Raw genomic sequence first — 26,516 nt, 5'->3', positions numbered from 1 at the left:
CATGGAGCAGCGCCCCTGTGGCGAGGGAGCTTGCTCCCGCTCGGGTGCGCAGCAGCCGCCAGTTTTTTGGGCCTGCTGCGCAGTCCCGCGGGAGCAAGCTCCCTCGCCACAGGGGCCGCCCCAGGCTTCGGTGTTTTCAGTCCTTGGGAATCAACGCCCCCGGCACCTGAATCACCCGGCTCGCCAACAGATGCCCCGCCTCGGCCGCTTCGGTCGGGCTACCACCGAGCAAGCGGCTCGCCAGGTACGCGGCGCTGAAGGAATCCCCCGCCGCAGTCGTGTCCACTACCCGTTCGACGCGCTGAGCGGGCACTTCATAGGACTGGCCGTCGCAGCGGATCAGACAGGCCTCGGCGCCGCGCTTGAGCACCACCTCGGGCGTGCCGAAGCGCTCATAGGCGGCGAACACCGCCTGCGTGTCGGCATGTCCGAACAGCGCCTGCTCGTCGTCCACCGTCAACAGCGCCAGCTCCACGTACGGCAGGACACTGCCATACGCCGCGCGGGCGGCCTCGACTGACGCCCAGAGCCTGGGCCGGTAGTTGTTGTCGAACACCACCTGGGCGCCACGGCGCCGCGCTTCGACCAGGGTTTCGATGAGCCTGGCGCGCCCTTGCTCGCCGAGCACCGCCAGGGTAATGCCGCTGAAATACAGCACGTCGTAGTCCACCAGCGCCGCCAGGATCGGCGCGGCAGCCGGCGTGGTAAAACAATCACGGACCGCCGCCTCGTTGCGCCAGTACAGAAACCGCCGCTCGCCGGCTGCGTCGGTCTGGATGCAGTACAGACCCGGCAAGCGTCCGGGCAAGCGCTGGACCCGCTCCAGGCCAACGTTTTCCTCGGCCCAGCTGCGGCACATGGCGTCGCTGAAACTGTCATCGCCCAGGGCCGTGACGTAATCCACCGAGCCCTTGTCGCCCAAGGCGCGGGCCAGGTACACCGCGGTGTTGAGGGTATCGCCGCCGAAGCTTTGCTGCAGGCTGCCGTCGGCGCGTTGCTGGAGTTCGATCATGCATTCGCCGATCAGGGCGATGCGGGGGGTGGGGTTGCTCATGGGGGTTCCTGATCATTCTGTGGTGTCTGGCAGGCCGCTATCGCGAGCAGGCTCGCTCCCACTCTGGACTGTGTGAACACATTCTCTGTAATCACCACGAGCCCTGTGGGAGCGAGCCTGCCCGCGATAGCCGCAACACGGTCTCAAGCCCTAGAAACAAGTCTCCATACTCTCAACCACCCGCAACCCCTCATCCACCAGGCAGCCCACCCGCCACTTGTCAAAGGTCAGGCACGGATGAGAAGTACCAAACGCAATCACATCGCCCACCCGCAGCTCAACCCCCGGCGCCACGGTCATGAATGCATGCTGGTCCATCACCGCCGTCACCTTGCAGCCGCTCACGTCATCCCCCGGCACCGCATCGGCACCGGCCTTGTAGCGCCTGAGCGGCACCGGCAGCCCGGCGTCGTAGGCCACGTCGCGCTTGCCCAGGGCAATCACCGCGAAGCCCGGCTCCGGCAGCGATTGCACATGGGCCCAGACCTCCAGGGCCGGGCGCAAACCTTCGTGCAGGTCGCTGCGGCGCTCCAGCACACAGCATTGGGCTTCTTTGTAAATGCCATGGTCGTGTGCCACGTAACTGCCGGGGCGCAGCACACTGAGAAAACGTCCCTGGGCGTTCTGGGTCTCGAAGGATTCGGCGATCAGGTCGTACCAGGCCGAACCCGAGGCGGTGATGATCGGCTTGTCGATGGCAAACGCGCCGCTGTCCTGCAATTGCACCGCCAGGCGTACCAGGGACGCGGCGAACCCACGGATGCCGCTGATGGCGTGGTCACCGTGGATCACCCCTTCATAGCCTTCGATACCGGTCAGCGCCAGCGCCGGCTGTGCGCCAATCGCCTCGGCCAGGGCCAGCACCTCGGCCTCGGTCCGGCAACCACAGCGGCCACCCACCACACCGTACTCGATCATCACATTGAGCTTCAGACCGCGAGCGGCAAAGAACGCCCCCAGGTCGGCCACGTTGTCCGGGTGATCGACCATGCAATGGAATTCGAACGTCGGATCGCCCAGCAGATCGGCGACCAGGGCCATGTTCGGCCCGCCGACCAGTTGGTTGGCCATCAGCACCCGGCGCACGCCATGGGCGTACGCGGCACGGGTCTGCACCGCAGTGGCCAGGGTCAGGCCCCAGGCGCCGGCCTCGAGCTGGCGGCGAAACAACGCCGGGGTCATGCTGGTCTTGCCGTGGGGGGCCAGTTCGGCGCCGCTGTCGTTGACGAATTTTTGCATCCAGCGAATGTTGTGCTCCAGCGCCTCACGGTGTAGGACCAACGCCGGCAGGCTGACATCGCGCAGCAGATGCGCACCGACGCTGGCCGCGCCCTTCTCCACGTTGGCGTTATGAATGGCAGAAGACATGGTCGAACTCCTCACGCACGGCCGTGAACAGCCGTGGTTATCTAATCATTGATGCGCCGGGCCAGGTTGTTGGCGCTTTCGATCAGCACCCGGCGGTAGTCGGCGTAGTTGTTTTTGGCGTCGGCCCGGGGGGCGACGATGCACAGGGTCGCGATGGCGACGCCACTAGGGTCTTTGACCGGCGCGGCGAAGCAATGGGTGAAGGTGTCGGCCACGCTGTCGAACGAGAAGAATCCATCGAGTCCGGCCTGGCGGATTTCCTTGAGGAATTGCTCAAGGGGCAGGCGTTCGCCGTCCGGCAGGATGAAGTCGTCAGGGTCGATCAAGTCGACGATCTGCTGGTCGCTCAAATGCGCCAGCAGCAGGCGACCGGAGGCCGTCCAGGGGATGGGCGCGTTTTCACCGACGTCCGAAGAAATGCGGAAATGCCGCTCGCCCTCCTTCATCAGCGCGACGGTGTATTTGCGCCCGTTGAGCAGGCACATCTGGGCGGTCTCGCGGGTCTGGCTGACGATCTCCTGCAACGCATGGTCGGCCTCGCGGCTCAAGTCGAAATGCCGCAGGTGCGCCTGCCCGAGGAAATACAATTGACGTCCCAGGTAGACATGGCCGTCCTTGCCAACGGGCTCCAGGATGCGCCGTTCCAGCAGCGAGGCCACCAGTTCATAGACCGTGGACTTGGGGCTGCCGATGCCACTGGCAATATCGTTCGGGCGCAACGGCTGGCCGATTTCCTTGAGGAAATCGAGGATATCGAACGCCCGATCCAGTCCCCGGGCCCGGCGTTTGATGGTGTCTTCGGTCATGTCTTGGGTTCCCGATCAGTCACTCGTAGATTGCATGTCTTCACTGTGGCGAGGGAGCTTGCTCCCGCTGGGCCGGGCTGGCGCTCCAGCGCGCAGCGGCCCTGAGCTTTTTGGGGCGGCTACGCCACCCAGCGGGAGCAAGCTCCCTCGCCACAGCAAGCTCCCTCGCCACGATGAATCAAACAAGCCTTGAGTAACAGTGTTGTCACTGGGTTCAGGTCTTTTTCTTGTAGGCAATGCAATCGATCTCGACCTTGCAATCGACCATCATGCTCGCCTGCACACAAGCGCGGGCCGGGGCGTGTTCGGGGCTGAAGTATTCGCCGAACACCTTGTTGAAGCTCCAGAAATCCCGCGGGTCGTCCAGCCACACGCCGCAGCGCACCACATCCTCCAGGCCATAACCGGCTTCCTCAAGAATGGCGATCAGGTTCTTCATGGTCTGGTGCGTCTGTTCGACGATCCCGCCGACAATGATCTCGCCGTTCACCGCCGGCACCTGGCCAGACACGTGCAGCCAACCATCGGCTTCCACCGCGCGAGCGAATGGGCGTGGCTGACCGCCGCCTGCGGTGCTGCCGGTGCCATAGCGCGTAATACTCATGGGTGTATCTCCTTGTTGAATGGGATTAAAAACGAGTGTTCTTGAGAAATTCCGCCAGACGCGGGGACTGCGGGCGTTCGAACAGTTCTTTTGGCGGGCCCTGCTCTTCGATGCGGCCCTGGTTCATGAACACGATCTTGTCCGACACTTCGAAGGCAAAGCGCATCTCGTGAGTGACCAGGAGCATGGTCATGCCATCCTCGGCCAGGCCCTTGATCACGTTGAGCACCTCGCCGACCAGTTCCGGGTCCAGGGCCGAGGTGACTTCGTCGAACAGCATCAGGCTGGGGTTCATCGCAATGGCGCGGGCAATCGCCACGCGCTGCTGCTGGCCGCCGGACAACTGACCGGGAAAATGATCGCGGCGTTCCAGCAACCCGACCCGATCCAGCCATTTCTCGGCCACGACCACTGCTTCGTCTTTGAGCATTTTCTTCACCTTGAGCAAGCCCAGGGTCACGTTCTGCAACGCGGTCAGATGAGGAAACAGATTGAATTGCTGGAAGGCCATGCCGGTCATGGCCCGGTGCCGCGCGATGACTTTTTCAGGATGGCGAACACGCTTACCGCCGACTTCCTCATAGCCGATGGATTCACCATCGAGCACGATCTGGCCGCCCTGGAATTCTTCCAGCATGTTCACGCAGCGCAGCAGCGTGGTCTTGCCCGAGCCACTGGAGCCGATCAGGGTGACCACGTTGCCGCGTTGCATGCTCAGGTCTACGCCCTTGAGCACCTCCAGCGGGCCGTATTGTTTGCGCAGGCCGCGAATATCCAGCAGCGGTTGCGCGTTCGAAAGATTGGAAACTTCACTCATGGCAAGGCCACCCGCTTTTCAATGTGCCGCCCGAGCAACTCGATGGCGTAATTGATGATGAAAAAGAGAAACCCGGCGAACAGGTAGAACTCCAGGGTCATGAAGGTCCGGGCGATGATCTGTTGAGTGCTGAGCAGCAGTTCGGCGACGCCGATCACCGACAGCAGAGTCGACGCCTTGACAATCTCAGTGGAGGAATTGACCCAGGTCGGCAGGATCTGCCGCAACGCCTGGGGCAACAGCACATAACCCAACGCCTGGAAAAACGTCAGGCCGATGGCCTGGCTCGCTTCCATCTGGCCACGCGGCAGCGCCTGCAAGGCACCGCGCACGATCTCGGCCACGTGCGAGCCGCAAAACAGCGTCAGACCCAGTACCCCGGCCTGGAACGCACTGATCTGCCAGCCCAGGGCCGGCGCCATGTAGAAACAGGCCAGCACCAGCACGAACACCGGTGTGCCGCGAATCAGGTCGACGTAAAAGCGAAACAGCGCGCGCATCCAGGTCCGACCGTAGGTCAGCACCAACCCGGCAAAAAGGCCGATCAGGGTGCCGAGCAAAATCGCCAGCAGCGAGCACTGCACGCTGGTCAGGAAGCCCGCCCACAGGGTGTCCCGGGCGACCCACAACTCATGCAACCAACTGGGGGATTCGTACATGGAACGCTCCTAACGGCGGATCGCCAGGCGTTGCTCGAAATACCGCAACACCATGGCAATGAGGTAACAGGCCGCGACATACAGGGCCGTGGTCACCAGCCAGGTTTCGATCACCCGGTAGCTTTCCACGTTGATCTTGCGGGCGTAGTAGGTCAGCTCCGGCACGGCAATCGCGGCCGCCAGGGAGGTGTCCTTGAACAGCGAAATGAAGTTGTTCGACAGCGCCGGCAGCACGTTGCGCAGCATCACCGGCACGGTGACGTAGGCCTTGACCTGCCACTCGCCCAGTCCGATGGCGAGTCCCGCTTCGCGCTGCCCCTTGTGGATGCTCAGCAACCCGCCCCGGAACACTTCGGTCAGGTAGGCTCCGGCGTACAGCGACAGAGTGATAACGAACGACGGCAGCTTGTCCAGGCGGATGCCCAGGCTGGGCAAGGCGAAATAGATCAGCAGGATCAACACCAGGATCGGCGTATTGCGGATCACCGTGACGTACACCGACGCCAGCACCCGCAAGACGCGATGCTTGCTGAGCAGCGCGAAGGCCATCGCCAGGCCGATCACGCAACCGATGGCGATCGACACCAGCGCCAGGGACAACCCCAGGCCGAGCCCCGCCAGCAGCGTGTCGAAATCGCGCCAGACAGCGGCAAAATTCAACTGATAATTCATGGTTCGCAGTACCTGCGCCGGAGCGCCCTGAAACGACGCTCCGGGCTCACGGGGTCATTTGAATTCGACAGGGAAACCGATGGCCGGCGATGGCAGCTCGACACCGAACCATTGCTTGAACGACGCGGCGTAGGTGGGGAACTCCACGCCGGTCATGGCTTCATGCAAAGTGGTGTTTACGAAGTTCAGCCAGTCCTGGTCGCCGCGCTTGACCGCGCAGGCGTAGGTCTGCGGGCTCCAGGCGTAGGCCGGGCTGCGATAGCGGCCAGGGTTCTGCACCATCAGGTATTTGACCGAAGACTGGTCGGTGGCGGCGGCATCGGCGCGACCGGAGTTCACTGCCTGGTACATCAAGTCGACGCTGTCGTACTGGTCGACCTTGGCCTTGGGCAGCGCCTGGTGCACCAGTTCTTCGGCGTACACGTTCTGCAAGACCGCTACGGTGACGCCATCACCGCCCGCCTTCAGGTCTTCGATTTCCTTGTACTTGCTGTTGTTCGGCAGTAACAGGCCAACCCCTTCACGGTAATACGGCAAGGTGAACGCCACCTGCTGGGCACGGCTGGCGGTGACGGTGATGAACTGGCAGCTCATGTCGACCTTGTCGGTCAGCAGGTTGGGAATGCGCGCATCGGAAGACTGCACCACGAACTCGACTTTCTCCGGGTCGTTGAACAACCCTTTGGCGACCATTCGCGCAATGTCGATATCAAAGCCCTGCAACTTGCCATCCGCTCCCTGGAAGTGCCACGGCGCGTTGGTACTGCCCGTGCCCACTATCAATTTCCCTCGTTGCAGCACGCTGTCCAGCTTGCTGTCGGCCGCCTGAGCGACACCCATGGCAGCCGTCGTGGCCGCGAAGAGAAAAACACACGCTTTGAACAAGGAAGGTCGGCATTGCATGGCAAGCACTCCAGGATGGGTTTATTCCGCTATACCGGAACGTGGTATGTAACAACGGAATAGACAGCAGAAAGTGTGCCACAGGGGCGAGGTGTTTGGGGAGGAAAAAAGGAAATTGAGGAAAATCAGGAGGATGGGAAAAGCGAGGTACTGGTGGCCTGCTCAGGTTGCACCCCGGCTGCTACCGTTGGCAACGGGTAGGCGGGTAGCAAAGCCCCAAATCGGAGCTATGGTGTGCGCCTGTGGGAGCAGGCTCGCTTCCACACTTAGCGCTTGGCTGCTTCATCATAAACCTGGCCGCGTTCGCGTTTACCCACCGCAATCACGGTCACAACCAATACATCATCCAACACACGATAAACCAATCGATAACCTGCGTTGCGCAGCTTGATCTTATAAGCGTTTCCCATCCCACTGAGACGGTCAGCCTGGACATGAGGATTCGCCAGCCGCTCCTCAAGCTTTTTCTTGAACTGGGCTCTCAGCGTTGCTCCCAGCTTTTGCCATTCCTTCCAGGCTTTATCGGAAAACTCCAGCTCATAGGTCATCAAGAGAAACCTTGATCGTCGGATCGTTTTCCCGCTCGCGACAAAGAGCGACCAGCTCCATGTCCTCAAGTCGGTCCATCATGGCCTCGTACTCCTTGGCAGGGACGCAATAAAAAGCTGGCTCGTTACGGTTGAGGATCGCTACCGATAATCCTCCGCCAGCGGCAACGGTACCCATCGGATTCTTCTTAAGTTCGGAAATGCTGGCGACTACTTGAGAAAGGACGATATGCGTCATGGGGATGACCCTCGAGTACTTTTAATGGTGCTAAAAATAGCATCCTGAACCATCCCCCGCTACTGCTCAGCGCCCGCAAAACCTCACCCGAGACAACATCCTCAGATCCCCATCCCGGTAATAGTCATCGCTCCAACTGTCATCCACCGCCAGCGGATTGACCTGCTTGAGCGCGAGTTTCCTGGCGAAGTAGCGAAACCGGTAATGCTCGTAGAAGCGCAACAGTTCCAACCCGTAGCGGTCGGCCAGGTCGGTGTCGCCCTGGATGATCAGGTAGTTCTCGTCATTACTGCCACTGGCCGCGGCGCTCAGGTTGTGGCTGCCGCTGATGATGGTCGGCGTGTCGCTGGTGAAGTCGGTGACGATGGCCTTGGTGTGCACCAGCAGGTTGCCTTTCTGGCCTTTCATGTTTTCCCGCAGCCAGCCTTCCAGACCGGTGTTGAGCAACGCGGTGGCAGCGAACTCGGCGGTGCGGTCGGCGTGGAACCCGGTGATGCGGCTGGCAGTGTTTTGCAGGCCGTAGCGCAGCACATCGTCATTGGGCTGGCCGAGCAAGGCGTCGAGGATCCGGTCCGGCAACACGAACGCGGTGACGAACAACAAGTCCTTGCGGGCGGCATGGATGATGTCGACGAAACGGTCCAGGTCCCCCTGCCCCGTACGTGGCGAGAAGCCGGCGAACAATGGCTGCTCCGGCGCCATGGGGTTGTTCAGGGTCAACCATTGGCGAGTGGCATCGACGTCCTGCGGCGCGGCCCAGATCTGTTCGAATACCTGGCGATAACTGTCGCTGACCCGTGCATCGTCCAGTACATGGACCACGTTGGCCTGACGGTAGACGCCGTTGGCGGTGAAGTTGGTGCTGCCGCACAGCACGGCTTCGGGTTGTAACGCGCCATTGCCGTCGACCTTGCTCAGGACAATGAACTTGTCGTGGAAAATGCTCTGGGTCACCCGGCCCCGCTTGTTGGCCGATGGAAGCTTTTCGAGGCTGGCCTCATTGCGCAGCGTGGTGTCGTCGCCCGGCTCGGCGTGATAGAGCACCCGCACTCGGGCGCCGCGAGCATGGGCCGCGTTGACCGCGTCGACAATCACCGGCAGCTCGTACTCATAGATCGCGACGTCCAGGGCCCAAGCGGCATCCAGCGCCCGGTCGATAAAACCGATCAAGCGCCCCAGCAGGCCATTTTCCAGCCAACGGCGCGGCGCATCGGGCCAGTCCTCGATGGACAGGTTGCGGTTGGCACTGATCAGCGCATCCAGCTCGGGGAATTTGCGCTGGAAAGCCTGGCTCGCGGCCACGGCGCGGTTGAAGATCACTTGTTGGTTGGCCGGCTGGCCGTCGTCGCTGGTGACCGTGACTTCAAGGAATTCGCCCAGTTGCGGTGCATCGGGACTGCCATAAGCCAGATGCACGCGGTAGTGCATCGTCACGCCCGAATTGACGGCGTAGTCAGCCCAGCGAAATTTCTGCAGGGGTGCCTTGTCGCTGGGGGTGGCGTGGAACTGGGGAAAGGTGTGAGCCTTGCCGGGAAAGGTCAGGCTGTTGAACAGGAACAACCACGGCTTGTCGCCCTGTTGTTTCTCGATGGCAAAGCCCAGCAAGCCCTTGCGCCGGTTTTCAGCCAGGTCCATGGCAAGCAGCACGCCGTTGGTGCCGGCGTAGGCCTTGACCCGGAAATCGTCCTGGGGGTTGGTGACGAGGGTGCGCATGGTTCACTCCTTGTGAGGGCTGGCTGAGGATAGTTCAGCGATTCGATTTGGGTAGGCAGAACCAAGTACCGAGGTGATGCTATCGCGAGCAAGCTCGCTCCCACATAGGATGTGTTGTGTATACATAACTGATTCACCCCACAGATCCTCATGGGAGAGAGCTTGCTCCGGGCGGCGATCCGACGATGAGGCCCTTCAGCCCACAGATGCCTTAGCCAGGCAACCCCTCATCCAGATGCCGATACTCGGCCCCCAATCCCTGCGCCAACTGCCGGGCCCGACCCAGACGGATCGGGCCGCGCTCAATGTCGATCAGCAGGCATGGGCAATCCAGCAACGGCGGCGAGAGACCGTCCTTCACCCGTCCGTCAGTCATCACCAGCACCCGTTGCTGCTCCGCCGGATAGCGCTTGCGCCGGGCCGCCAGCCAGCGTCCGGCCTCGTTCAGCGCCGCCAGCAACGGCGTACCGCCACCGGCGCCGAGGCTGTCGAGCCAGTCCCGAAGCCCGGCGCAGGCCTTGAGGCCCTGGACCTGCCAGTTCGGCGCACTACCGCTGGCCGTCAGCAGTGCCAAGCGGGCGCGCTTTCGGTAAGCGTCGTCGAACAGTTGCGCCAACAGACCTTTGCCGTCGCTCAGCGCGTGATGGCGCCGGGTCGATGCCGACGCATCGACGATCACCAGCCACAGCTCATGGGGCGAGCGATGCCGAGCCTGAAACAGCAAATCCTCCCGGAACCGTGGACGGCCCTTGAGCAAGGTTCCCGGCCAGTTCACCGCACCACTGGCGGCGGCTTTGCTGCGGCCCTGGCGCCCCTGGTCCAGCCGGCCTGCCCGGGGTCTGGCATCCGCCCCCGCAGCCGAGCGGGGACGAATGCCTAGGGCTTTTTTGGCCAGCTCGGCACGTCACGCCGGTCGCCGGTCGGTAACGCCCGGGCCGGCAAGTCGCCCCACTGGCCCCGGCCTTCCTGTGGCTGCGAGGCGCTGTCAGCCGTCGGCGGTGCCTGGGACGTCGCCGGCGCGGTCGCCGAATGCCCGCGTCGGCGATGACGCAAGGCAAACTCCGCCACTGCGTCAATGTCTTCAGCCTCGATGGCCTCGGCCCCGCGCCATGCGGCATGAGCCCGCGCCGCACGCAGCCAGACCAGGTCGGCGCGCAGGCCATCGACCCCGGCGGCAAAGCAGCGCTCGGTGATCTGCTCCAGGGCCTGATCATCCAGGGGGATCGCGGCCAGTTGCTCCCGGGCCTGCCGGCAACGTTCGCGCAATTGCTCTTGAGCCGCTGCCCACTGCGCGCAGAACGCCAGCGGATCGCTGTCGAAATCCAGCCGCCGGCGGATGATTTGCCCCCGCTCGGCAGGCGCGGCATGGCCGCTCAGGGCCACGTTCAGGCCGAACCGGTCGAGCAGTTGCGGACGCAGCTCGCCCTCTTCCGGGTTCATGGTGCCAATCAGCACAAAGCGCGCCGGATGTCGGTGGGAAATGCCGTCGCGCTCGATCAGGTTGGTGCCGCTGGCGGCCACATCCAACAGCAGGTCCACCAAATGATCGGGTAGCAGGTTCACTTCATCGACGTACAACACGCCACCGTCGGCCTTCGCCAACACGCCGGGAGAAAACTGCGCACGCCCTTCCCCCAGCGCCGCGTCGAGATCCAGCGTGCCCACCAGCCGCTCCTCGGTGGCGCCCAAGGGCAGGGTGACGAATTGACCGCTGGCGAGCAGATCCGCCAGGCCGCGAGCCAGCGTCGACTTTGCCATGCCCCGTGGGCCTTCGATCAACACGCCGCCGATTTTCGGATCGATCGCAGCCAGGCACAGCGCCAGTTTCAGGTCATCGGCGCCGACCACGGCGCAGAGCGGGAAATGTGGGGTGTGGGTCATGGGTGATGTCTCATGGGTGATCGGTGGTTCCTGTAGGCAGTAGCTTACTAGGGTGAAGGGGCCGTCGTGGCGAGGGAGCTTGCTCCCGCTGGGCGCGCCAGCGCCCGTTGCTACGCGATGGCTGAAATCATGGGTCTGCTTCGCAGCCCAGCGGGAGCAAGCTCCCTCGCCACAGGGGTGCGTCTGTCGCTGCCACTAGCTGTCTTCCTCGATATCCAACAACAGATTCTCCAGCGCCTTGCGATACTCCCCCGGCGCCTGCCACATCCCCCGCTGCTGCGCTTCGAGCATGCGCTCGGTCATGTCGCGCAAGGCATCGGGGTTGTGCTGGCGGACGAACTCCCGGGTGTCGGGATCCAGCAGGTAGGCATCGGCCAACAAGGCGTACTGGTGATCATCGATCAACTGCGTGGTGGCGTCGAACGCAAACAGGTTGTCCACGGTGGCCGCCAGTTCGAATGCACCTTTATAGCCGTGGCGCTTGACCCCCTCGATCCACTTCGGATTGGCCGCACGGGAGCGGATGACCCGGTTGAGTTCTTCCTTAAGGGTGCGGACCTTGGGCAAATCCGGCTGACTGTGATCGCCATGGTAACTGGCCGCTGCGGCACCGCTCAGGGTCTCCACTGCCGCCAGCATGCCACCCTGGAACTGGTAGTAATCGTTGGAATCGAGCAGGTCGTGCTCGCGATTGTCCTGGTTCTGCAGCACCGCCTGCACCTGACTCAGACGCCGGGAGAACGGATCGCGGGCCGCAGTGCCTTCATCGCTGCCGCCGTAGGCGTAACCGCCCCAATTCAAGTAGACCTCGGCCAGGTCCTCACGGCTCTGCCACAACCGACCGTCAACGGCGCCCTGCACGCCCGCGCCATAGGCCCCGGGCTTGGCGCCGAAGATCCGCCAACCGGCCTGACGCGCAGCGACCGCAGGTTCAAGGCCAGACGCCAACAACGCATCGCGCTCGCTGCGCACCTTGGCTGCCAGCGGGTTCATGTCCGCCGGCTCATCGAGCCCGGCAACCGCCTGAACCGCCGCATCGAACAGGCGGATCAAATTGGCGAAGGCGTCGCGGAAAAATCCGGAGACCCGCAACGTGACATCGACCCGAGGCCGGTCCAAGAGGCTCAACGGCAGGATCTCGAAGTCGTCGACCCGTTGGCTTCCCGTGGCCCACACCGGACGCACGCCCATCAGCGCCATGGCCTGGGCAATGTCGTCGCCGCCGGTGCGCATGGTGGCAGTGCCCCATACCGAGAGGCCGAGCTGGCGCAGGTGGTCGCCGTGGTCCTGCAAGTGCCGCTCGAGAATCAGGTTCGCCGATTGAAACCCGATGCGCCACGCCGTAGTGGTGGGCAGGTTACGCACATCGACCGAGAAAAAATTGCGCCCGGTGGGCAACACATCCAGACGCCCACGGCTCGGTGCGCCGCTGGGGCCAGCAGGCACAAAACGCCCGTTCAGCGCATCGAGCAGGCCGCTGATCTCCGCCGGACCGCAGGCGTCCAGGCGCGGCGCCACGACCGAGCGCAGATGCTCGACGATGCTCCCCACCGTCTCCCAGCCGGGTGCGTGCAGTCGCTCGACCTCCCCCGCCAGGGCCTGCTCGATCAACTGCCCGGCGAACAATTCCAGGCGTTCGCGGGTATCGCCGACGGTGCGCCAGGGCTCCGCGCTGACCTCGACCAACGCCGGGGGACGGACGCCAGTCCACGGCTCGGCCAAGGCACAATCCAGCGGATCGAAACCCAGCTCGAACGCCTTCGCCAGCGCCCGCAGCAGGCTCGACTGCGCGCCCTTGCCATCGCCACGGGGGATGCGCAGCAACGCCAGCAGGGTGTCGATGCGCAGGCGTCCGCTGGGCGACTCGCCGAAAATGTGCAGGCCGTCGCGGATCTGCGACTCTTTCAAGTCGCACAGGTAGGTGTCCAGGCGCGGCAACCAGATCGCTGCGTCCGCATCGCTATCGAGGCTGGCATCCAGTTGCAGCTCGCGGTCGATGTGGGTCTCGCGCACCAGGTTGAGGATGTCCCGCTGCAATTCCCGGGCGCGGCGTGGGTCGAGCAGTTGCGCCTCGTAGTATTCGTCGGCCAACAGCTCCAGATTGCGCAGCGGCCCGTACGTCTCGGCTCGGGTCAGCGGCGGCATCAGGTGGTCGATGATCACCGCCTGGGTGCGCCGCTTGGCCTGGGCGCCCTCGCCCGGATCGTTGACGATGAACGGATAGATGTTCGGCAGCGGTCCCAGCAACGCGTCCGGCCAGCAATGCTCGGACAACCCGACGCCTTTGCCCGGCAACCATTCGAGGTTGCCGTGCTTGCCGACGTGGATCACCCCGTGGGCACCGTAGGTGTGGCGCAGCCAGAAATAGAACGCCAGGTAACCATGGGGCGGGACCAGGTCCGGATCGTGGTAAACCGCACTCGGATCGACCTGATAGCCCCGGGCCGGCTGGATGCCAACGAAGGTCAGGCCCAGGCGCAGGCCGGCGATCATCAGGCGCCCGTCGCGGAACATCGGGTCGTGGTCGGGCGGGCCCCAGCGTTCCAGCACCGCCTGGCGATTGGCCTCGGGCAGCGCGTCGAACATTGTCTGGTAGGCGTCCAGCGCCAGGCTCTGATGGCAGGGTCGCAGGTCGAGACTGTCCAGGTCATTGCTGACGCCGCCGAGCAGTTGTTGGATCAACGCCGTGCCGCTGGCAGGGAGTTGCGCCGGTAGCGGATAGCCTTCGGCCTGCAACGCCCGCAGGATGTTCAACGCCGCCGCCGGGGTGTCCAGGCCGACGCCGTTGCCGATGCGCCCGTCCCGGGTCGGGTAATTGGCGAGGATCAGCGCCACGCGCTTTTCTGCATTGGGTAAGCGTGCCAGGCGGGTCCAGCGCCGGGCCAGTTCGGCAACAAAATCCATGCGCTCAGGCACCGCACGGTAGCAGACCACGTCGCTCTGGCTGCGCTCACTGCGCCAGGCCAGGTCCTTGAAGCTGATGGGACGGCTGATGATCCGTCCATCCAGCTCGGGCAAGGCAATGTGCATTGCCAGATCCCTCGGGCCGAGTCCTTGCTCGCTGGCGCGCCAGCCCGGTTCGTTGTCCTGGGCGCAGATCGCCTGGATCACCGGGATGTCGCGACGAAACGGCCGCAGGTGTGGGGCCTCGGGACTGGATTGGGCAAATCCGGTGGTGTTGAGGATCACCGCGGCTTCGACTTGATCCAGCCAGTCTTCGACCGATGCCAGGCAACCGGGCTCCTTGAGACTCGCCACGGCAATCGGCAGCGGATTGAGCCCCGCCGCTTGCAGGCGCTGACAGAATACGTCGATGAACGCGGTGTTGGCCGCTTGCAGGTGGGAGCGATAAAACAGCAGCGCCGCCACCGGTTGCCCGGCGTGCCAGTCGGCCCGCCAGTCCGCGAGGGTCGCGGCGGTTTTCCCTGGATGGTAGATCGCCGTGCGCGGCAAGGCCTGGGGTTCGCCCCACGGATAATCGCGGCCGAACCATTGGCTGGCGAGGTTGTGGAACAGATCCAGGGCATTGCCCAGCCCACCCTGGCGCAGAAACTGCCAGAGCCGGTCGCGGTCCTCGACGGGCACGTTGCTCAGGTCGCTGAGTTCCGGATCCGGTCGATCATCCCCCGGCACCAGGATCAACTTCACACCGCGTCCGGCCAGTTCCATCAGGCGCTCGATGCCGTAGCGCCAATAGCCGATGCCGCCGTGCAGCGACAGCAGGATAACCTTGGCGTGACGCAGCACGTCTTCGACATACAGGTCCACCGACGCATGGTTCTGTACCTGCATCGGGTTGGCGAGGCGAAACGGCGGGTAATCGTCCGGCAACTGACGCGCCGCTTCAGCCAGCAGCGCCAGGCTGGAATCGCCGCTGCACAGGATCACCAGCTCGGCGGGGGTTTGCCCCAGGTCGGCAATGTTGTCGTCCGATACGAAGCCGCCGGGCTGGGTCCTGAGCAGGTGCATGGCTTAGGCGCTGAGGGCGGCGCGCAACTGCGCTTCAAGCTGCGTCGCGTCAAGCGTCTGGCCGATCAACACCAGACGGGTGACCCGCGCTTCCCCGGCGCCCCACTGGCGGTCGAAATGCTTGTCGAAACGCGTGCCAACCCCCTGAATCAGCAGACGCATCGGCTTGTTCGGGATCGCCGCGAATCCCTTGACCCGCAACACGTTGTGCTCGACCACCAGTTGCGTCAGCGCATCCAGCAGCAGGCTTTCGTCGGCCTCGGGCAGTTCGATGGAAATGGAGTCGAAGGCGTCATGATCGTGATCGTCCTCGTCGCCGTCATGGTGATGATCGTGATGGCTGTGGCGGCTGTCGATGTGCTCTTCGGAGCCGGCGCCCAGGCCGATCAGCACGTCCAGCGGCAGGCGACCGCTGCTGGCTTCGATGACCTTGACCGCCGGTGGCAGCTCTTCGGCGACTTCCAGGCGCACTTTCGCCAGGTCTTCGGGACTGATGAGGTCGGCCTTGTTGAGGATCACCAGGTCGGCGCTGGCCAGTTGATCGGCGAACAGCTCGTGCAGCGGGGATTCGTGATCCAGGTTCGGGTCAAGCTTGCGCTGGGCATCGACCTGATCGGGGAATGCAGCGAAGGTGCCGGCGGCCACGGCCGGGCTGTCGACCACCGTGATCACCGCGTCGACGGTGCAGGCGCTGCGAATTTCCGGCCACTGGAAGGCCTGCACCAGCGGCTTGGGCAGGGCCAGGCCGGAGGTTTCGATGAGGATATGGTCAAGATCGCCACGCCGCGCCACCAGTTCGCGCATCACCGGGAAGAACTCTTCCTGCACCGTGCAGCACAGGCAGCCGTTGGCCAGCTCGTAGACGCGGCCGTTGGCCTCTTCTTCGCTGCAACCGATGGAGCACTGCTTGAGGATCTCCCCGTCGATGCCCAGCTCGCCGAACTCGTTGACGATCACCGCGATACGCCGGCCCTGGGCGTTATCGAGCATGTGTCGCAGCAAGGTGGTTTTACCCGAGCCGAGGAAACCGGTGACGATGGTGACGGGAAGTTTGGCCAGTGTTTTCATCGGATGCCCTTTGGCAAGGTGGCGGGCAAACGGGACGACAACCGCAGGCACAGGCGTGCGCGGAAGATTTCGCCACCGGATCACCCCGCCCGGTTGTAGTGAGAATCTGTCTCGAGGCAGGTCTCCTGGCTGACGGTGGGCCGGTCCCGGCTTTTCAAACAAAGCCTGGCACTGGCGTTCGCTGCGCCTTCCCGTGTGCCTGGATAAAGGCATCTACAGTGGCCTTGCAGCAACATCACCGTTCACAGTTGCGGGGGCAGCCGCGGCTTGGACCGCGTTCCCTTCTTAGCTTCGACGCGTGTCGAAGAACCTCGAAGGCGCAAGGCTACGCAGGGTGTGGGGGCGGGTCAATGTCTGCTGCTTTTCCATGACACGGGAAATTGTTATGGATGGACATCGTTGTGACGAGGGAGCTTGCTCCCGCTGGGCCGGGCTGGCGCTCCAGCGCGAAGCGGCCCTGGCTTTTGTCGGGGCTGCTTCGCAGCCCAGCGGGAGCAAGCTCCCTCGCCACAAAAGCCTGCTCGTCTGCCCTTGTACATTGACGCCCCGCCCCCACCCATGCTCTCCTGTGCACCTAGTTACGGGTGCCCTTCACAGGGTGAAACGGGAAACCGGTGAATCGTGTGCTTTACTTCAAGGCCACGTCAGTCCGGTGCTGCCCCCGCAACGGTAAGCGAGCGAAGCGTCTGATCCACTGTGTCCGATGATATGGGAAGGTGACGCTTGCAGGCACGGCCCAGGCCCTGCCCCTCGCGAGCCCGGAGACCGGCCCATGACACATACTCAACAAACCCGCGGTGGGCGGGCGCTGTTCGAACCTTGGCGGGCTGTCGCCCGGGGTTTCATCGCGCTCACGCCATCCACTGGACAAAAACAGAGGGAAGCGCCATGTCGACCATCAGCAGCACCGCCCGCTCCGCCAGCAATACCACGACCCTGAGCCAACGCCTGAGCGCGGCCATCCTCGCCTCGATCATGGGCGCCGCCCTCGTGTACTTCGCCGGCTTCTCCCATATCGAAGCCGTGCATAACGCAGCCCACGATACCCGCCACAGCGCCGCCTTCCCCTGCCACTGAGACCTGACGCCATGTTCAAGCGAATCGCCCAGACTGCCGGGTTCAGCGGATTGCTGGCCGCACTGCTGTTGACACTCCTGCAAAGCTTCTGGGTGTCGCCATTGATTCTGCAGGCCGAAACCTACGAAAAGGCCCCGGCCGCCGAAGTCCATCAACACGCCGACGGCGTCGCTCATACCCATGATGCCGAGGCCTGGGAGCCGGAAGACGGCTGGCAGCGCGTGCTCTCCACCACCGGCGGCAATCTGGTGGTAGCAGTGGGCTTCGCCCTGATGCTCGCGGGCCTCTACACCTTGCGTGCGCCGACTCGCACGTCCCATGGCGTGCTTTGGGGCCTGGCCGGCTATGCGACGTTCGTCCTGGCGCCGACCCTAGGCCTGCCGCCGGAGTTGCCCGGTACAGCCGCCGCGGATCTGGCCCAGCGGCAGATGTGGTGGATCGGCACGGCGGCGTCTACCGCTGTGGGCATCGCCCTGATCGCCTTCGGCAAACACTGGCTGCTCAAGCTGCTGGGGCTGGCGACGTTGCTGGTGCCCCACGTCATCGGCGCACCGCAGCCGGAAGTCCACTCGATGCTGGCGCCCGAGGCGCTGGAGAGCCAGTTCATGATCGCCTCGCAACTGACCAACGTGGCGTTCTGGCTGGCATTGGGCCTGATCAGCACCTGGCTGTTTCGCCGCGCCGATCAAGCCCATCACGACGCATGAGCAACGGGCCGATCCTGGTGGTCGGCCTGGGCTGCCAGCGCGGCTGCCCGGCCAGCACGCTGCGGGCCTTGCTCGAGCAGACGTTGCTGGCCCACCGTATCGAGCAGCATCAGCTCCAGGCCCTGGCAAGCATTGATCTCAAGCGTGACGAACCGGGGTTGCTGGCACTGGCCGAGCAACTGGTACTGCCGCTGGTCTGCTTCAGCGCCGAACAGCTGGTCGACTATCAGCACCGGCTCACGCATCGTTCCGAAATCGCCTTCGAGCGTACCGGCTGCTACGGCGTCGCCGAAAGCGCGGCCCTGGCCCTGGCCGACCGCCTGGGGACGGCGTCCGCAACGCTACGGGTCTCTCGCCAGCGAGGGACCGGCAGCACGTTGGCATTGGCGCAAGTATCGTAAAATCCGATAATCCTTCTTCGGGATCATGAGCGATCTTCATCTGGGCAACGCCCATTCAACTTTTCAATGGAGCCGGTCATGACCGTTTACTTCATCGGCGCCGGCCCCGGCGACCCGGAACTCATCACGGTCAAAGGCCAGCGGCTGATCCGCCGTTGTCCGGTCATTATCTATGCGGGCTCCCTGGTGCCGGCCGCCGTACTCGAGGGGCATAGCGCCGAACAGGTGATCAACAGCGCCGAACTGCACCTTGAGCAGATCATCGAGTTGGTTCAAACGGCCCACCTCAACGGCCAGGACGTGGCCCGGGTGCACTCCGGCGACCCGAGCCTGTATGGCGCCATCGGTGAGCAGATTCGTTGTTTGCGAGAGCTGGACATCCCTTTCGAGATCATTCCCGGCGTCACCGCGACCTCAGCCTGCGCCGCCCTGCTGGGCACCGAGCTGACCTTGCCTGACGTTTCCCAGAGCGTGATCCTCACCCGTTATGCGGACAAGACCCAGATGCCCGCTGGAGAAGAACTGGGCAGCCTGGCACGTCACGGCGCGACCCTGGCGATCCACCTGGGGGTCAATCATCTGGAAAAAATCGTCGACGAGCTGCTGCCCCACTACGGCGCGGATTGCCCGATCGCCGTGATCCATCGGGCGACCTGGCCGGACCAGGATTGGGTGATGGGGACATTGGCGGACATCGCCGCAAGAGTGCAGGCCAAGGGCTTTCGCCGCACGGCGTTGATTCTGGTGGGACGGGTGCTGGGTAATGACGTGTTCAGCGAGTCATCGCTGTATCGTGCGGGGCATGCGCACCTCTACAGGCCTTGATACGCCAGCAGGAACAGCACAAATCCCTTGTAGGAGCGCACTTAAGGTTTATTACTTGTCGTGGCGAGGGAGCTTGCTCCCGCTGGGCCGGTCCGCGTTCGGGCGTAGCAGCCCCAAAAGCTTGGGACCGCTGCGCGCTCCAGCGGGAGCAAGCTCCCTCGCCACGGGTCGGTGAAGTCCTTAAGTGAACGGTATTGCTTGTGGGAGCGAGCCTGCTCGCGATAGCGGCAGGCCGGCATGCCGCTATCAGTAGTAAGCGTTTTCTTTCTGGGTGTGGTCGGTCACGTCGCGTACACCCTTGAGTTCTGGGATGCGCTCAAGCAAGGTGCGCTCGATACCTTCCTTCAAGGTCACATCGGCCTGGCCGCAGCCCTGGCAGCCGCCGCCGAACTGGAGCACGGCGATGCCGTCTTCCACCACATCGATCAGCGAAACCTGCCCGCCGTGGCTGGCAAGCCCCGGGTTGATTTCGGTTTGCAGGTAATAATTGATGCGCTCGTTGATCGGGCTGTCGGCGTTGACCATCGGCACCTTGGCGTTCGGCGCCTTGATGGTCAATTGGCCGCCCATGCGATCAGTGGCGTAGTCGACGACCGCATCGTCCAGGAATGCCTCGCTGAACGAATCGATGTACGCGGTGAAGCTCTTGAGCCCCAGCGCGGTGTCTTCGGGTTTTTCTTCCCCGGGCTTGCAGTAGGCAATGCACGTCTCAGCGTACTGGGTACCGGGCTGGGTAATGAAGATGCGGATCCCGATCCCCGGAGTGTTCTGCTTGGACAGCAGGTCGGCCAGGTAATCGTGGGCGGCATCGGTAATCGTAATGGCGGTCATGGAAACTCCTCACAGGCTTGCCGGCAGTTTACGCCAATCGTCGCGCCGGACAAAGTCCTAGTATTTTTGTCAGGAAAGCAGACAACGGCGCAAGGTGCGCCGCCGCCCTCTGATCAAAGATTCTGATAGCGATTCATGTCCAGCACACCGGCCTCCAGGGGCTCGGTCTCACGGATGTACTGGCTCAAGTCATGGAAGTAGACCCAGAACTGCGGATGGCTGCGGCGAATGCCCCAGCGCTCGACGATCCGCTCGAAAGCCTGCTCATCCTGGGCGCTCTCCATCGCGTCAACGAACGCCGGCACCTGTGCGGCCGGGAGGTTGAAGATGAAATTCGGATAGCTGCTGAGCACGCCCGGATAAACCGTCAAGGTGTCCAGCCCCGGCTGGTAGCGCATCTCCTCGCCCAGCAGGAACGCTACGTTGCTGTGGGCACGGTTGCGCATCAGGCTGTAGATCTCTCGATGACCACCGGCGGTTTCGACACGCAGCATCGTCGCTTCCGGCAACTGGTTGATCACGCTGAGCCCCGCCGCCGGACGCGACACCAGGCGACTGAGGGCCTGTTCGGCGTTTTGCAGGGCCGGGTCGATGTTCGGGCGCGAGCAATAAGCGCCGTCGCAGCGATTGATCGGATCGGGGCGGGCGTTCAAATCGCCATAGCGGACCAGCAGTTGCCGGGCAAAATCACGTTTCGGGTCGTGCTCGTCAAGCTTCAGGGCGGTGGGCTTGTCATCGTCGATGGCCTCGTAATCGAGCCACATCTTGAATTGCCCGCCCGCCTGGTACCAATCGTTCAGGTAGCCTTCCCGGGAGTCGGCCGGCATCAGACGCAGGAAGTTCTGCTCCGCGCCGTTGCGGATCAGGTCGAAGTAAAGCCGGGTCTGGGCCTGGTGGGACACATTGCCAAAGACATCGAAATTCACCGCCAGTTGATAATAAGTGCGCTCCAGCAACGGAAAGTCGAACAGCCACAGGGTCTGCGGCACTTCGCCAATCAGGCCCTTGGTGACCGAGGCGCTGTCGAAATGCCGGAAGATGCTCAGCAATGCGTTGTCGTTACCGGCCCACAACGTCGACCAGCTCGGTGCCGGCAGGTCGGCGTAATTGTCACGGCGCAGGGCTTCGTACTCGTTGCGCTTGTCCCGGTAGGCGACCCACAGGCTCAAGACGCTGCCGACATCGTCATTCTGTCCCGGCATCGCCAGCAACGGCGTGGCCTGACCGCGGTAGTTCGGGTCGGTGATATACAGGTCGTGCTCCGGGGCCTGGAACAGCGCCCAGAAGTTGTCGCGGATCACGTCGGTGGCAATCTGGCCCCGGCACACCGGCCCGCGAATAAAGGTGCGCACGAAATACTCGGCGTTATCGAGCATGAACTGATAACGGGCCTGGGCCGGGATCGCTTCGAAGGTCGAAAACGGATTGGCCCGGCGCTCCGGGCCATAGCCCGGCAAGGCGCTGACTTGCCATTTGCCGCTGTAGAACAGGCTCTTGACCCGCGCCATCTTCGCCGCGCTCAAGCCATAGGTGATATGCGTCTTGTGTACGATCACCCCTTGCACCGGCCACAGCCGGTAATACACGCGGGTGCCCGGGTCGTCGTTCGGACGACGCGTATTGATCAGGTCGATGGGCTGGCCGGTAGGCGTGCGCGAACGCACCCACTGGAAGAAATGCCCAGGCTCGCCGTCCTTGAAATAGATGTGCGCCAGGAACCAGTGCTCGTACAGCCAGCGCGCCACCAGGCTTTCCCGAGCTCCGGGCGCGTTAAGCAGATTTTCCCATTGCACCACCTGCAAGGCTTCGGCGGCGCTCGGCGCCAGGGCCTGCTGATCGATAGGCGCACCTGCCGCCAGCCAGCGCTGCAGCGTCTGGTATTGCTGGTCGGTCAGGCCGGTCACGGCCAGGGGCATGCCCTCCTTGGGATGGGCAGCGGCGTATTCGGCGAACTGCCCCGGCATCGGGCAACTGTTGTCTCGGTTGAGCCCCAGCACGATGTCCGCAGGCAACTTGGCGTTGGGCTGCAATGGCGCGCTGTGCCCCAGCTCCAGCATCTGCGCCATCAACGCCGCCTGGCTGCCCTGGGCGTCGAGTACCGAGTAGAAACCCTTCTGCTGCCAGGCACGCTTACCGGAAGCGTCATAGAACAAGCGCGTCGGAGCGGCAGCCTGTCGGCGCTCGCCGTCATACACCGACAGCTTGCTAGCGCCACGGGACGCGCCTTCACCGCTGCCCAGGTTCAGCTGGCAGGCAGAGTCGTAGCAAGCATGACAGGCCACGCATTTTTCCGTGAAGATCGGCTGGATGTCGCGTGTGTAGGAAAGCGCTGGGGCTGGATCCTTCGCTACTGCGGTGAAAGACAACAGCAGCAACAGACTGCCGAATAAGACGCGGTACGGCATGTCTTAGGTCCTGGGAGAGAGTGTGGCGATTCTACCGGGCCAGCATCGCCTTGCAAACATGAGCGATATTCATGAAAAAGGCCTTTACGATCAAATCCTGCGCAGGTTTGCTATGATCCGTGGCTTCGTAATGATCCTTTTTTCCAGGTAGTCCTATGTCTGATCGCAGCGCTCGCCTTTATCTTCTCCAGCAAGCCCTCAAGGAACGCATCCTGATCCTTGACGGCGGCATGGGCACGATGATCCAGAGCTACAAGCTGGAGGAACAGGACTACCGCGGCAAGCGCTTCGCCGACTGGCCGAGCGACGTCAAGGGCAACAACGACTTGCTGGTGCTGACCCGCCCGGACGTGATCGGCGCTATCGAAAAAGCCTACCTGGATGCCGGCGCCGACATCCTGGAAACCAATACTTTCAACGCCACCCAGGTATCCCAGGCCGACTACGGCATGCAAGGCCTGGCCTACGAACTGAACCTGGAAGGCGCGCGCCTGGCCCGCAAGGTGGCCGACGCCAAGACTCTGGAAACCCCGGACAAGCCACGCTTCGTCGCCGGCGTACTCGGCCCGACCAGCCGCACCTGCTCGCTGTCGCCGGACGTGAACAACCCCGGCTACCGCAACGTGACCTTCGATGAATTGGTGGAAAACTACACCGAAGCCACCAAGGGCCTGATCGAAGGCGGTGCCGACCTGATCCTGATCGAAACCATCTTCGACACGCTGAATGCCAAGGCGGCGATTTTTGCCGTGCAGGGCGTGTACGAAGAATTGGGCGTCGAGCTGCCGATCATGATTTCCGGCACCATCACCGACGCTTCCGGCCGCACTCTTTCGGGCCAGACCACCGAAGCCTTCTGGAACTCCGTGGCCCACGCCAAGCCGATTTCCGTAGGCCTGAACTGCGCCCTGGGTGCCAGCGAACTGCGCCCGTACCTGGAAGAGCTGTCGAACAAGGCCAGCACCCACGTCTCCGCGCACCCGAACGCCGGCCTCCCCAACGAATTCGGCGAGTACGACGAACTGCCGGTAGACACCGCCAAGGTCATCGAAGAATTTGCCCAGAGCGGCTTCCTGAACATCGTCGGCGGCTGCTGCGGCACCACCCCGGCGCACATCGAAGCCATCGCCAAGGCCGTGGCCGGCTATGCACCACGGCAGATTCCGCAAATCCCACGGGCCTGCCGCCTGTCGGGCCTGGAACCGTTCACCATCGATCGCAACTCGTTGTTCGTCAACGTCGGCGAGCGGACCAACATCACCGGTTCCGCCAAGTTCGCCCGCCTGATTCGCGAAGACAACTACACCGAAGCCCTCGAAGTGGCCTTGCAACAGGTCGAGGCCGGCGCCCAGGTGATCGACATCAACATGGACGAGGGCATGCTCGATTCGAAGAAGGCCATGGTGACCTTCCTCAATCTGATCGCCGGCGAACCGGACATCTCCCGCGTGCCGATCATGATCGACTCCTCCAAATGGGAAGTGATCGAAGCCGGCCTCAAGTGCATCCAGGGCAAGGGCATCGTCAACTCCATCAGCATGAAGGAAGGCGTCGAGCAGTTCATCCACCACGCCAGGCTGTGCAAGCGTTACGGCGCCGCCGTGGTGGTGATGGCCTTTGACGAAGCCGGCCAGGCCGACACCGAGGCGCGCAAGAAGGAAATCTGCAAGCGCTCCTATGACATCCTGGTCAATGAGGTAGGCTTTCCGCCGGAAGACATCATTTTCGACCCGAACATCTTCGCCGTCGCCACCGGCATCGAAGAGCACAACAACTACGCCGTGGACTTCATCAACGCCTGCGCCTACATCCGCGACGAACTGCCCTACGCGTTGACCTCCGGTGGCGTGTCCAACGTGTCGTTCTCGTTCCGCGGCAACAACCCGGTGCGCGAGGCGATTCACTCGGTGTTCCTGCTGTATGCGATCCGTGCGGGCCTGACCATGGGCATCGTCAACGCCGGCCAACTGGAGATCTACGACCAGATCCCGCAGGAACTGCGCGATGCGGTAGAAGACGTGATCCTCAACCGCACCCCCGAGGGCACCGACGCCCTGCTCGCCATCGCTGACAAGTACAAGGGCGACGGCAGCGTCAAGGAAGCGGAAACCGAAGAGTGGCGCGGCTGGGACGTCAACAAGCGCCTGGAACACGCGCTGGTCAAGGGCATCACCACCCACATCGTCGAGGACACCGAAGAATCGCGCCTGTCGTTCGCCCGGCCGATCGAGGTCATCGAAGGCCCGCTGATGGCCGGCATGAATATCGTCGGCGACTTGTTCGGCGCCGGCAAAATGTTCCTGCCCCAGGTGGTGAAATCCGCCCGGGTGATGAAGCAGGCCGTGGCCCACCTGATTCCGTTCATCGAGGCGGAAAAAGGCGACAAGCCGGAAGCCAAGGGCAAGATCCTGATGGCGACGGTCAAGGGCGACGTCCATGACATCGGCAAGAACATCGTTGGCGTGGTATTGGGTTGCAACGGCTATGACATTGTCGACCTGGGCGTCATGGTGCCGGCTGAGAAGATCCTGCAGGTGGCCAAGGACGAGAAATGCGACATCATCGGCCTGTCCGGACTGATCACCCCGTCCCTGGATGAAATGGTGCACGTCGCCCGCGAAATGCAGCGCCAGGATTTCCACCTGCCATTGATGATCGGCGGTGCGACGACCTCCAAGGCCCACACCGCAGTGAAAATCGACCCCAAGTACAGCAACGACGCGGTGGTCTATGTCACCGACGCCTCTCGTGCGGTCGGTGTCGCCACCCAGTTGCTGTCCAAGGAGCTCAAGCCGGCGTTCGTCGAGAAGACCCGCCTGGAATACGCCGACGTGCGTGAGCGCACCGCCAATCGCAGCGCCCGCGCCGAGCGCCTGAGCTACCCGGCCGCCGTGGCGAAGAAACCGCAGTTCGACTGGAGCGGCTACCAACCGGTCAAACCGACCTTCACCGGTGCCAAGGTGTTGGACGACATCGACCTGAACGTGCTCGTCGACTACATCGACTGGACGCCGTTCTTCATTTCCTGGGACCTGGCCGGCAAATTCCCGCGCATCCTCACCGACGAAGTGGTTGGCGAAGCCGCCACCGCGCTCTACGCCGATGCCCAGGCCATGCTGCGCAAGCTGATCGACGAGAAACTCATCAGCGCCCGCGCCGTGTTCGGCTTCTGGCCGGCCAACCAGGTGCATGACGACGACCTGGAAGTGTACGGCGACGACGGCAAGCCCCTGGCCCGCCTGCATCACCTGCGCCAGCAGATCATCAAGACCGACGGCAAGCCGAACTTCTCCCTGGCCGACTTCGTCGCGCCCAAGGAAAGCGGCGTGACCGACTATGTGGGCGGTTTCATCACCACCGCCGGTATCGGCGCCGAGGAAGTGGCCAAGGCCTACCAGGACGCCGGCGACGACTACAACTCGATCATGGTCAAGGCCCTCGCCGACCGTCTCGCCGAGGCCTGCGCCGAATGGCTGCACCAACAAGTGCGCAAGAACTATTGGGGCTATGCCCAGGACGAAAGCCTGGATAACGAAGCGCTGATCAAGGAGCAATACACCGGCATCCGCCCTGCTCCAGGCTACCCGGCCTGCCCGGACCACACCGAAAAAGCCACTTTGTTCCGCCTGCTCGACCCCGAGGCCAGCGAACTCAAGGCCGGCCGCAGCGGTGTGTTCCTCACCGAACACTACGCCATGTTCCCGGCGGCGGCCGTCAGCGGCTGGTACTTCGCCCATCCCCAGGCGCAATACTTCGCCGTGGGCAAGATCGACAAGGACCAGGTGCAGAGTTATACCGCGCGCAAGGGTCAGGACTTGAGCGTGACCGAGCGTTGGCTGGCGCCGAATTTGGGGTATGACAACTAAGCCGATCGAGTTGGCATGCTCTCCACATAAAACCTTGGGTGCATGTGGAGAGCATCATGGACGAACCCGCTGAAAACAACGCCCCTGGCAAATGCTTTATATAG

General features: G+C 63.2%; 22 protein-coding genes and 2 riboswitches. Of the genes, 5 read left to right on the top strand and 17 right to left on the bottom strand.

The window, feature by feature from the left end; genetic code table 11:
• Positions 1-136: 136 nt before the first annotated feature.
• The 15 genes from ACLEJR_RS00190 to cobW form a co-directional block, all read right to left on the bottom strand.
• Entirely contained in the window at positions 137-1,054 is a 918-nt protein-coding gene (locus tag ACLEJR_RS00190) for a sugar kinase (RefSeq protein ID WP_440811322.1), read from the bottom strand.
• A 150-nt stretch (positions 1,055-1,204) separates the two neighbouring features.
• Complete coding sequence (locus ACLEJR_RS00185) at positions 1,205-2,422, bottom strand: amino acid deaminase (protein ID WP_440811320.1); 1,218 nt, start codon at positions 2,420-2,422, stop codon at positions 1,205-1,207.
• 41 nt (positions 2,423-2,463) lie between these two features.
• Positions 2,464-3,228 carry an IclR family transcriptional regulator gene (locus tag ACLEJR_RS00180; protein WP_440811318.1) on the bottom strand — a complete coding sequence of 255 codons (765 nt, stop codon included), beginning with the start codon at positions 3,226-3,228 and terminating at the stop codon, positions 2,464-2,466.
• A gap of 214 nt (positions 3,229-3,442) precedes the next feature.
• On the bottom strand, positions 3,443-3,832 hold the full coding sequence (locus ACLEJR_RS00175) for a RidA family protein (protein WP_440811315.1): 390 nt from the start codon (positions 3,830-3,832) through the stop codon (positions 3,443-3,445).
• Between the two features lie 25 nt (positions 3,833-3,857).
• A complete protein-coding gene (locus ACLEJR_RS00170; RefSeq protein ID WP_440811313.1) occupies positions 3,858-4,649 on the bottom strand; it encodes an amino acid ABC transporter ATP-binding protein in 792 nt (263 codons plus the stop codon).
• Positions 4,646-5,308 (bottom strand): amino acid ABC transporter permease, encoded by a 663-nt coding sequence (locus ACLEJR_RS00165; protein ID WP_440811311.1) that lies wholly within the window; start codon positions 5,306-5,308, stop codon positions 4,646-4,648. Before ACLEJR_RS00165 ends, ACLEJR_RS00170 begins: the two co-directional genes overlap by 4 nt.
• A 9-nt stretch (positions 5,309-5,317) precedes the next feature.
• Positions 5,318-5,980, bottom strand: coding sequence for an amino acid ABC transporter permease (locus ACLEJR_RS00160; RefSeq protein WP_018608019.1), 663 nt, complete (start codon positions 5,978-5,980; stop codon positions 5,318-5,320).
• A 54-nt stretch (positions 5,981-6,034) separates the two neighbouring features.
• A complete protein-coding gene (locus tag ACLEJR_RS00155; RefSeq protein WP_440811310.1) occupies positions 6,035-6,883 on the bottom strand; it encodes a transporter substrate-binding domain-containing protein in 849 nt (282 codons plus the stop codon).
• A 266-nt stretch (positions 6,884-7,149) separates the two neighbouring features.
• On the bottom strand, positions 7,150-7,431 hold the full coding sequence (locus ACLEJR_RS00150) for a type II toxin-antitoxin system RelE family toxin (protein WP_440811308.1): 282 nt from the start codon (positions 7,429-7,431) through the stop codon (positions 7,150-7,152).
• A complete protein-coding gene (locus tag ACLEJR_RS00145; protein WP_003182829.1) occupies positions 7,421-7,669 on the bottom strand; it encodes a type II toxin-antitoxin system Phd/YefM family antitoxin in 249 nt (82 codons plus the stop codon). The genes ACLEJR_RS00150 and ACLEJR_RS00145 overlap by 11 nt, the downstream gene beginning before the upstream one ends.
• A gap of 66 nt (positions 7,670-7,735) precedes the next feature.
• Positions 7,736-9,382, bottom strand: coding sequence for a phospholipase D-like domain-containing protein (locus tag ACLEJR_RS00140; protein ID WP_440811305.1), 1,647 nt, complete (start codon positions 9,380-9,382; stop codon positions 7,736-7,738).
• Between the two features lie 211 nt (positions 9,383-9,593).
• The gene (locus ACLEJR_RS00135) at positions 9,594-10,157 is read right to left on the bottom strand and encodes a vWA domain-containing protein (protein WP_440811304.1); all 564 of its coding nucleotides are present in this window, start codon (positions 10,155-10,157) and stop codon (positions 9,594-9,596) included.
• 101 nt (positions 10,158-10,258) lie between these two features.
• Entirely contained in the window at positions 10,259-11,263 is a 1,005-nt protein-coding gene (locus ACLEJR_RS00130) for an ATP-binding protein (protein ID WP_440811301.1), read from the bottom strand.
• A 195-nt stretch (positions 11,264-11,458) separates the two neighbouring features.
• A complete protein-coding gene (gene cobN / locus ACLEJR_RS00125; RefSeq protein WP_440811299.1) occupies positions 11,459-15,232 on the bottom strand; it encodes a cobaltochelatase subunit CobN in 3,774 nt (1,257 codons plus the stop codon).
• Positions 15,233-15,235: 3 nt separating this feature from the next.
• Entirely contained in the window at positions 15,236-16,300 is a 1,065-nt protein-coding gene (gene cobW / locus ACLEJR_RS00120) for a cobalamin biosynthesis protein CobW (protein ID WP_440792136.1), read from the bottom strand.
• A 98-nt stretch (positions 16,301-16,398) separates the two neighbouring features.
• Positions 16,399-16,629, bottom strand: a riboswitch (cobalamin riboswitch).
• A 236-nt stretch (positions 16,630-16,865) separates the two neighbouring features.
• Positions 16,866-17,088: riboswitch (cobalamin riboswitch) on the top strand.
• 100 nt (positions 17,089-17,188) lie between these two features.
• Here cobW and ACLEJR_RS00115 point away from each other — a divergent pair.
• The 4 genes from ACLEJR_RS00115 (at position 17,189) to cobM (ending at position 19,310) form a co-directional block, all read left to right on the top strand.
• Positions 17,189-17,377 carry a CbtB domain-containing protein gene (locus tag ACLEJR_RS00115; RefSeq protein ID WP_440798401.1) on the top strand — a complete coding sequence of 63 codons (189 nt, stop codon included), beginning with the start codon at positions 17,189-17,191 and terminating at the stop codon, positions 17,375-17,377.
• Between the two features lie 11 nt (positions 17,378-17,388).
• Positions 17,389-18,084 carry a CbtA family protein gene (locus ACLEJR_RS00110; protein ID WP_440798399.1) on the top strand — a complete coding sequence of 232 codons (696 nt, stop codon included), beginning with the start codon at positions 17,389-17,391 and terminating at the stop codon, positions 18,082-18,084.
• Positions 18,081-18,485: a cobalamin biosynthesis protein gene (locus ACLEJR_RS00105; RefSeq protein ID WP_440798397.1), complete on the top strand. Its 405-nt coding sequence runs from the start codon at positions 18,081-18,083 to the stop codon at positions 18,483-18,485. The genes ACLEJR_RS00110 and ACLEJR_RS00105 overlap by 4 nt, the downstream gene beginning before the upstream one ends.
• Before the next feature lie 78 nt (positions 18,486-18,563).
• Positions 18,564-19,310 (top strand): precorrin-4 C(11)-methyltransferase, encoded by a 747-nt coding sequence (cobM, locus tag ACLEJR_RS00100; protein WP_440811297.1) that lies wholly within the window; start codon positions 18,564-18,566, stop codon positions 19,308-19,310.
• 246 nt (positions 19,311-19,556) lie between these two features.
• On the opposite strand, the gene nfuA is transcribed toward cobM, so the two are convergent.
• Together nfuA and ACLEJR_RS00090 are read right to left on the bottom strand one after the other, a co-directional pair.
• On the bottom strand, positions 19,557-20,141 hold the full coding sequence (gene nfuA, locus ACLEJR_RS00095) for a Fe-S biogenesis protein NfuA (RefSeq protein ID WP_024781251.1): 585 nt from the start codon (positions 20,139-20,141) through the stop codon (positions 19,557-19,559).
• A 113-nt stretch (positions 20,142-20,254) separates the two neighbouring features.
• Positions 20,255-22,546 carry a fatty acid cis/trans isomerase gene (locus tag ACLEJR_RS00090; RefSeq protein ID WP_440811295.1) on the bottom strand — a complete coding sequence of 764 codons (2,292 nt, stop codon included), beginning with the start codon at positions 22,544-22,546 and terminating at the stop codon, positions 20,255-20,257.
• A 155-nt stretch (positions 22,547-22,701) separates the two neighbouring features.
• On the opposite strand from ACLEJR_RS00090, the gene metH reads away from it, so the two are divergent.
• Complete coding sequence (gene metH / locus ACLEJR_RS00085; RefSeq protein WP_440811292.1) at positions 22,702-26,412, top strand: methionine synthase; 3,711 nt, start codon at positions 22,702-22,704, stop codon at positions 26,410-26,412.
• The last annotated feature ends 104 nt before the right edge of the window (positions 26,413-26,516 follow it).

Source organism: Pseudomonas sp. SMN5 (assembly GCF_052041925.1).
In the GTDB taxonomy this organism is placed as follows: Bacteria; Pseudomonadota; Gammaproteobacteria; order Pseudomonadales; family Pseudomonadaceae; genus Aquipseudomonas.
Note: the sequence above shows the minus strand (reverse complement) of the source record. Positions and strands in the feature narration are given on the sequence as shown.

What these genes read in the sequence shown, in the direction of transcription:
- ACLEJR_RS00170 (WP_440811313.1), bottom strand. Translation starts at nt 4,649, where the DNA reads ATGAGTGAAGTTTCCAATCTTTCGAACGCGCAACCGCTGCTGGATATT.
- ACLEJR_RS00185 (WP_440811320.1), bottom strand. Translation starts at nt 2,422, where the DNA reads ATGTCTTCTGCCATTCATAACGCCAACGTGGAGAAGGGCGCGGCCAGC.
- cobW (WP_440792136.1), bottom strand. Translation starts at nt 16,300, where the DNA reads ATGAAAACACTGGCCAAACTTCCCGTCACCATCGTCACCGGTTTCCTC.
- ACLEJR_RS00115 (WP_440798401.1), top strand. Translation starts at nt 17,189, where the DNA reads ATGTCGACCATCAGCAGCACCGCCCGCTCCGCCAGCAATACCACGACC.
- ACLEJR_RS00165 (WP_440811311.1), bottom strand. Translation starts at nt 5,308, where the DNA reads ATGTACGAATCCCCCAGTTGGTTGCATGAGTTGTGGGTCGCCCGGGAC.
- ACLEJR_RS00180 (WP_440811318.1), bottom strand. Translation starts at nt 3,228, where the DNA reads ATGACCGAAGACACCATCAAACGCCGGGCCCGGGGACTGGATCGGGCG.
- metH (WP_440811292.1), top strand. Translation starts at nt 22,702, where the DNA reads ATGTCTGATCGCAGCGCTCGCCTTTATCTTCTCCAGCAAGCCCTCAAG.
- nfuA (WP_024781251.1), bottom strand. Translation starts at nt 20,141, where the DNA reads ATGACCGCCATTACGATTACCGATGCCGCCCACGATTACCTGGCCGAC.
- ACLEJR_RS00110 (WP_440798399.1), top strand. Translation starts at nt 17,389, where the DNA reads ATGTTCAAGCGAATCGCCCAGACTGCCGGGTTCAGCGGATTGCTGGCC.
- ACLEJR_RS00145 (WP_003182829.1), bottom strand. Translation starts at nt 7,669, where the DNA reads ATGACGCATATCGTCCTTTCTCAAGTAGTCGCCAGCATTTCCGAACTT.
- ACLEJR_RS00155 (WP_440811310.1), bottom strand. Translation starts at nt 6,883, where the DNA reads ATGCAATGCCGACCTTCCTTGTTCAAAGCGTGTGTTTTTCTCTTCGCG.
- ACLEJR_RS00175 (WP_440811315.1), bottom strand. Translation starts at nt 3,832, where the DNA reads ATGAGTATTACGCGCTATGGCACCGGCAGCACCGCAGGCGGCGGTCAG.
- cobM (WP_440811297.1), top strand. Translation starts at nt 18,564, where the DNA reads ATGACCGTTTACTTCATCGGCGCCGGCCCCGGCGACCCGGAACTCATC.
- ACLEJR_RS00150 (WP_440811308.1), bottom strand. Translation starts at nt 7,431, where the DNA reads ATGACCTATGAGCTGGAGTTTTCCGATAAAGCCTGGAAGGAATGGCAA.
- ACLEJR_RS00090 (WP_440811295.1), bottom strand. Translation starts at nt 22,546, where the DNA reads ATGCCGTACCGCGTCTTATTCGGCAGTCTGTTGCTGCTGTTGTCTTTC.
- ACLEJR_RS00140 (WP_440811305.1), bottom strand. Translation starts at nt 9,382, where the DNA reads ATGCGCACCCTCGTCACCAACCCCCAGGACGATTTCCGGGTCAAGGCC.
- ACLEJR_RS00105 (WP_440798397.1), top strand. Translation starts at nt 18,081, where the DNA reads ATGAGCAACGGGCCGATCCTGGTGGTCGGCCTGGGCTGCCAGCGCGGC.
- ACLEJR_RS00130 (WP_440811301.1), bottom strand. Translation starts at nt 11,263, where the DNA reads ATGACCCACACCCCACATTTCCCGCTCTGCGCCGTGGTCGGCGCCGAT.
- cobN (WP_440811299.1), bottom strand. Translation starts at nt 15,232, where the DNA reads ATGCACCTGCTCAGGACCCAGCCCGGCGGCTTCGTATCGGACGACAAC.
- ACLEJR_RS00160 (WP_018608019.1), bottom strand. Translation starts at nt 5,980, where the DNA reads ATGAATTATCAGTTGAATTTTGCCGCTGTCTGGCGCGATTTCGACACG.
- ACLEJR_RS00190 (WP_440811322.1), bottom strand. Translation starts at nt 1,054, where the DNA reads ATGAGCAACCCCACCCCCCGCATCGCCCTGATCGGCGAATGCATGATC.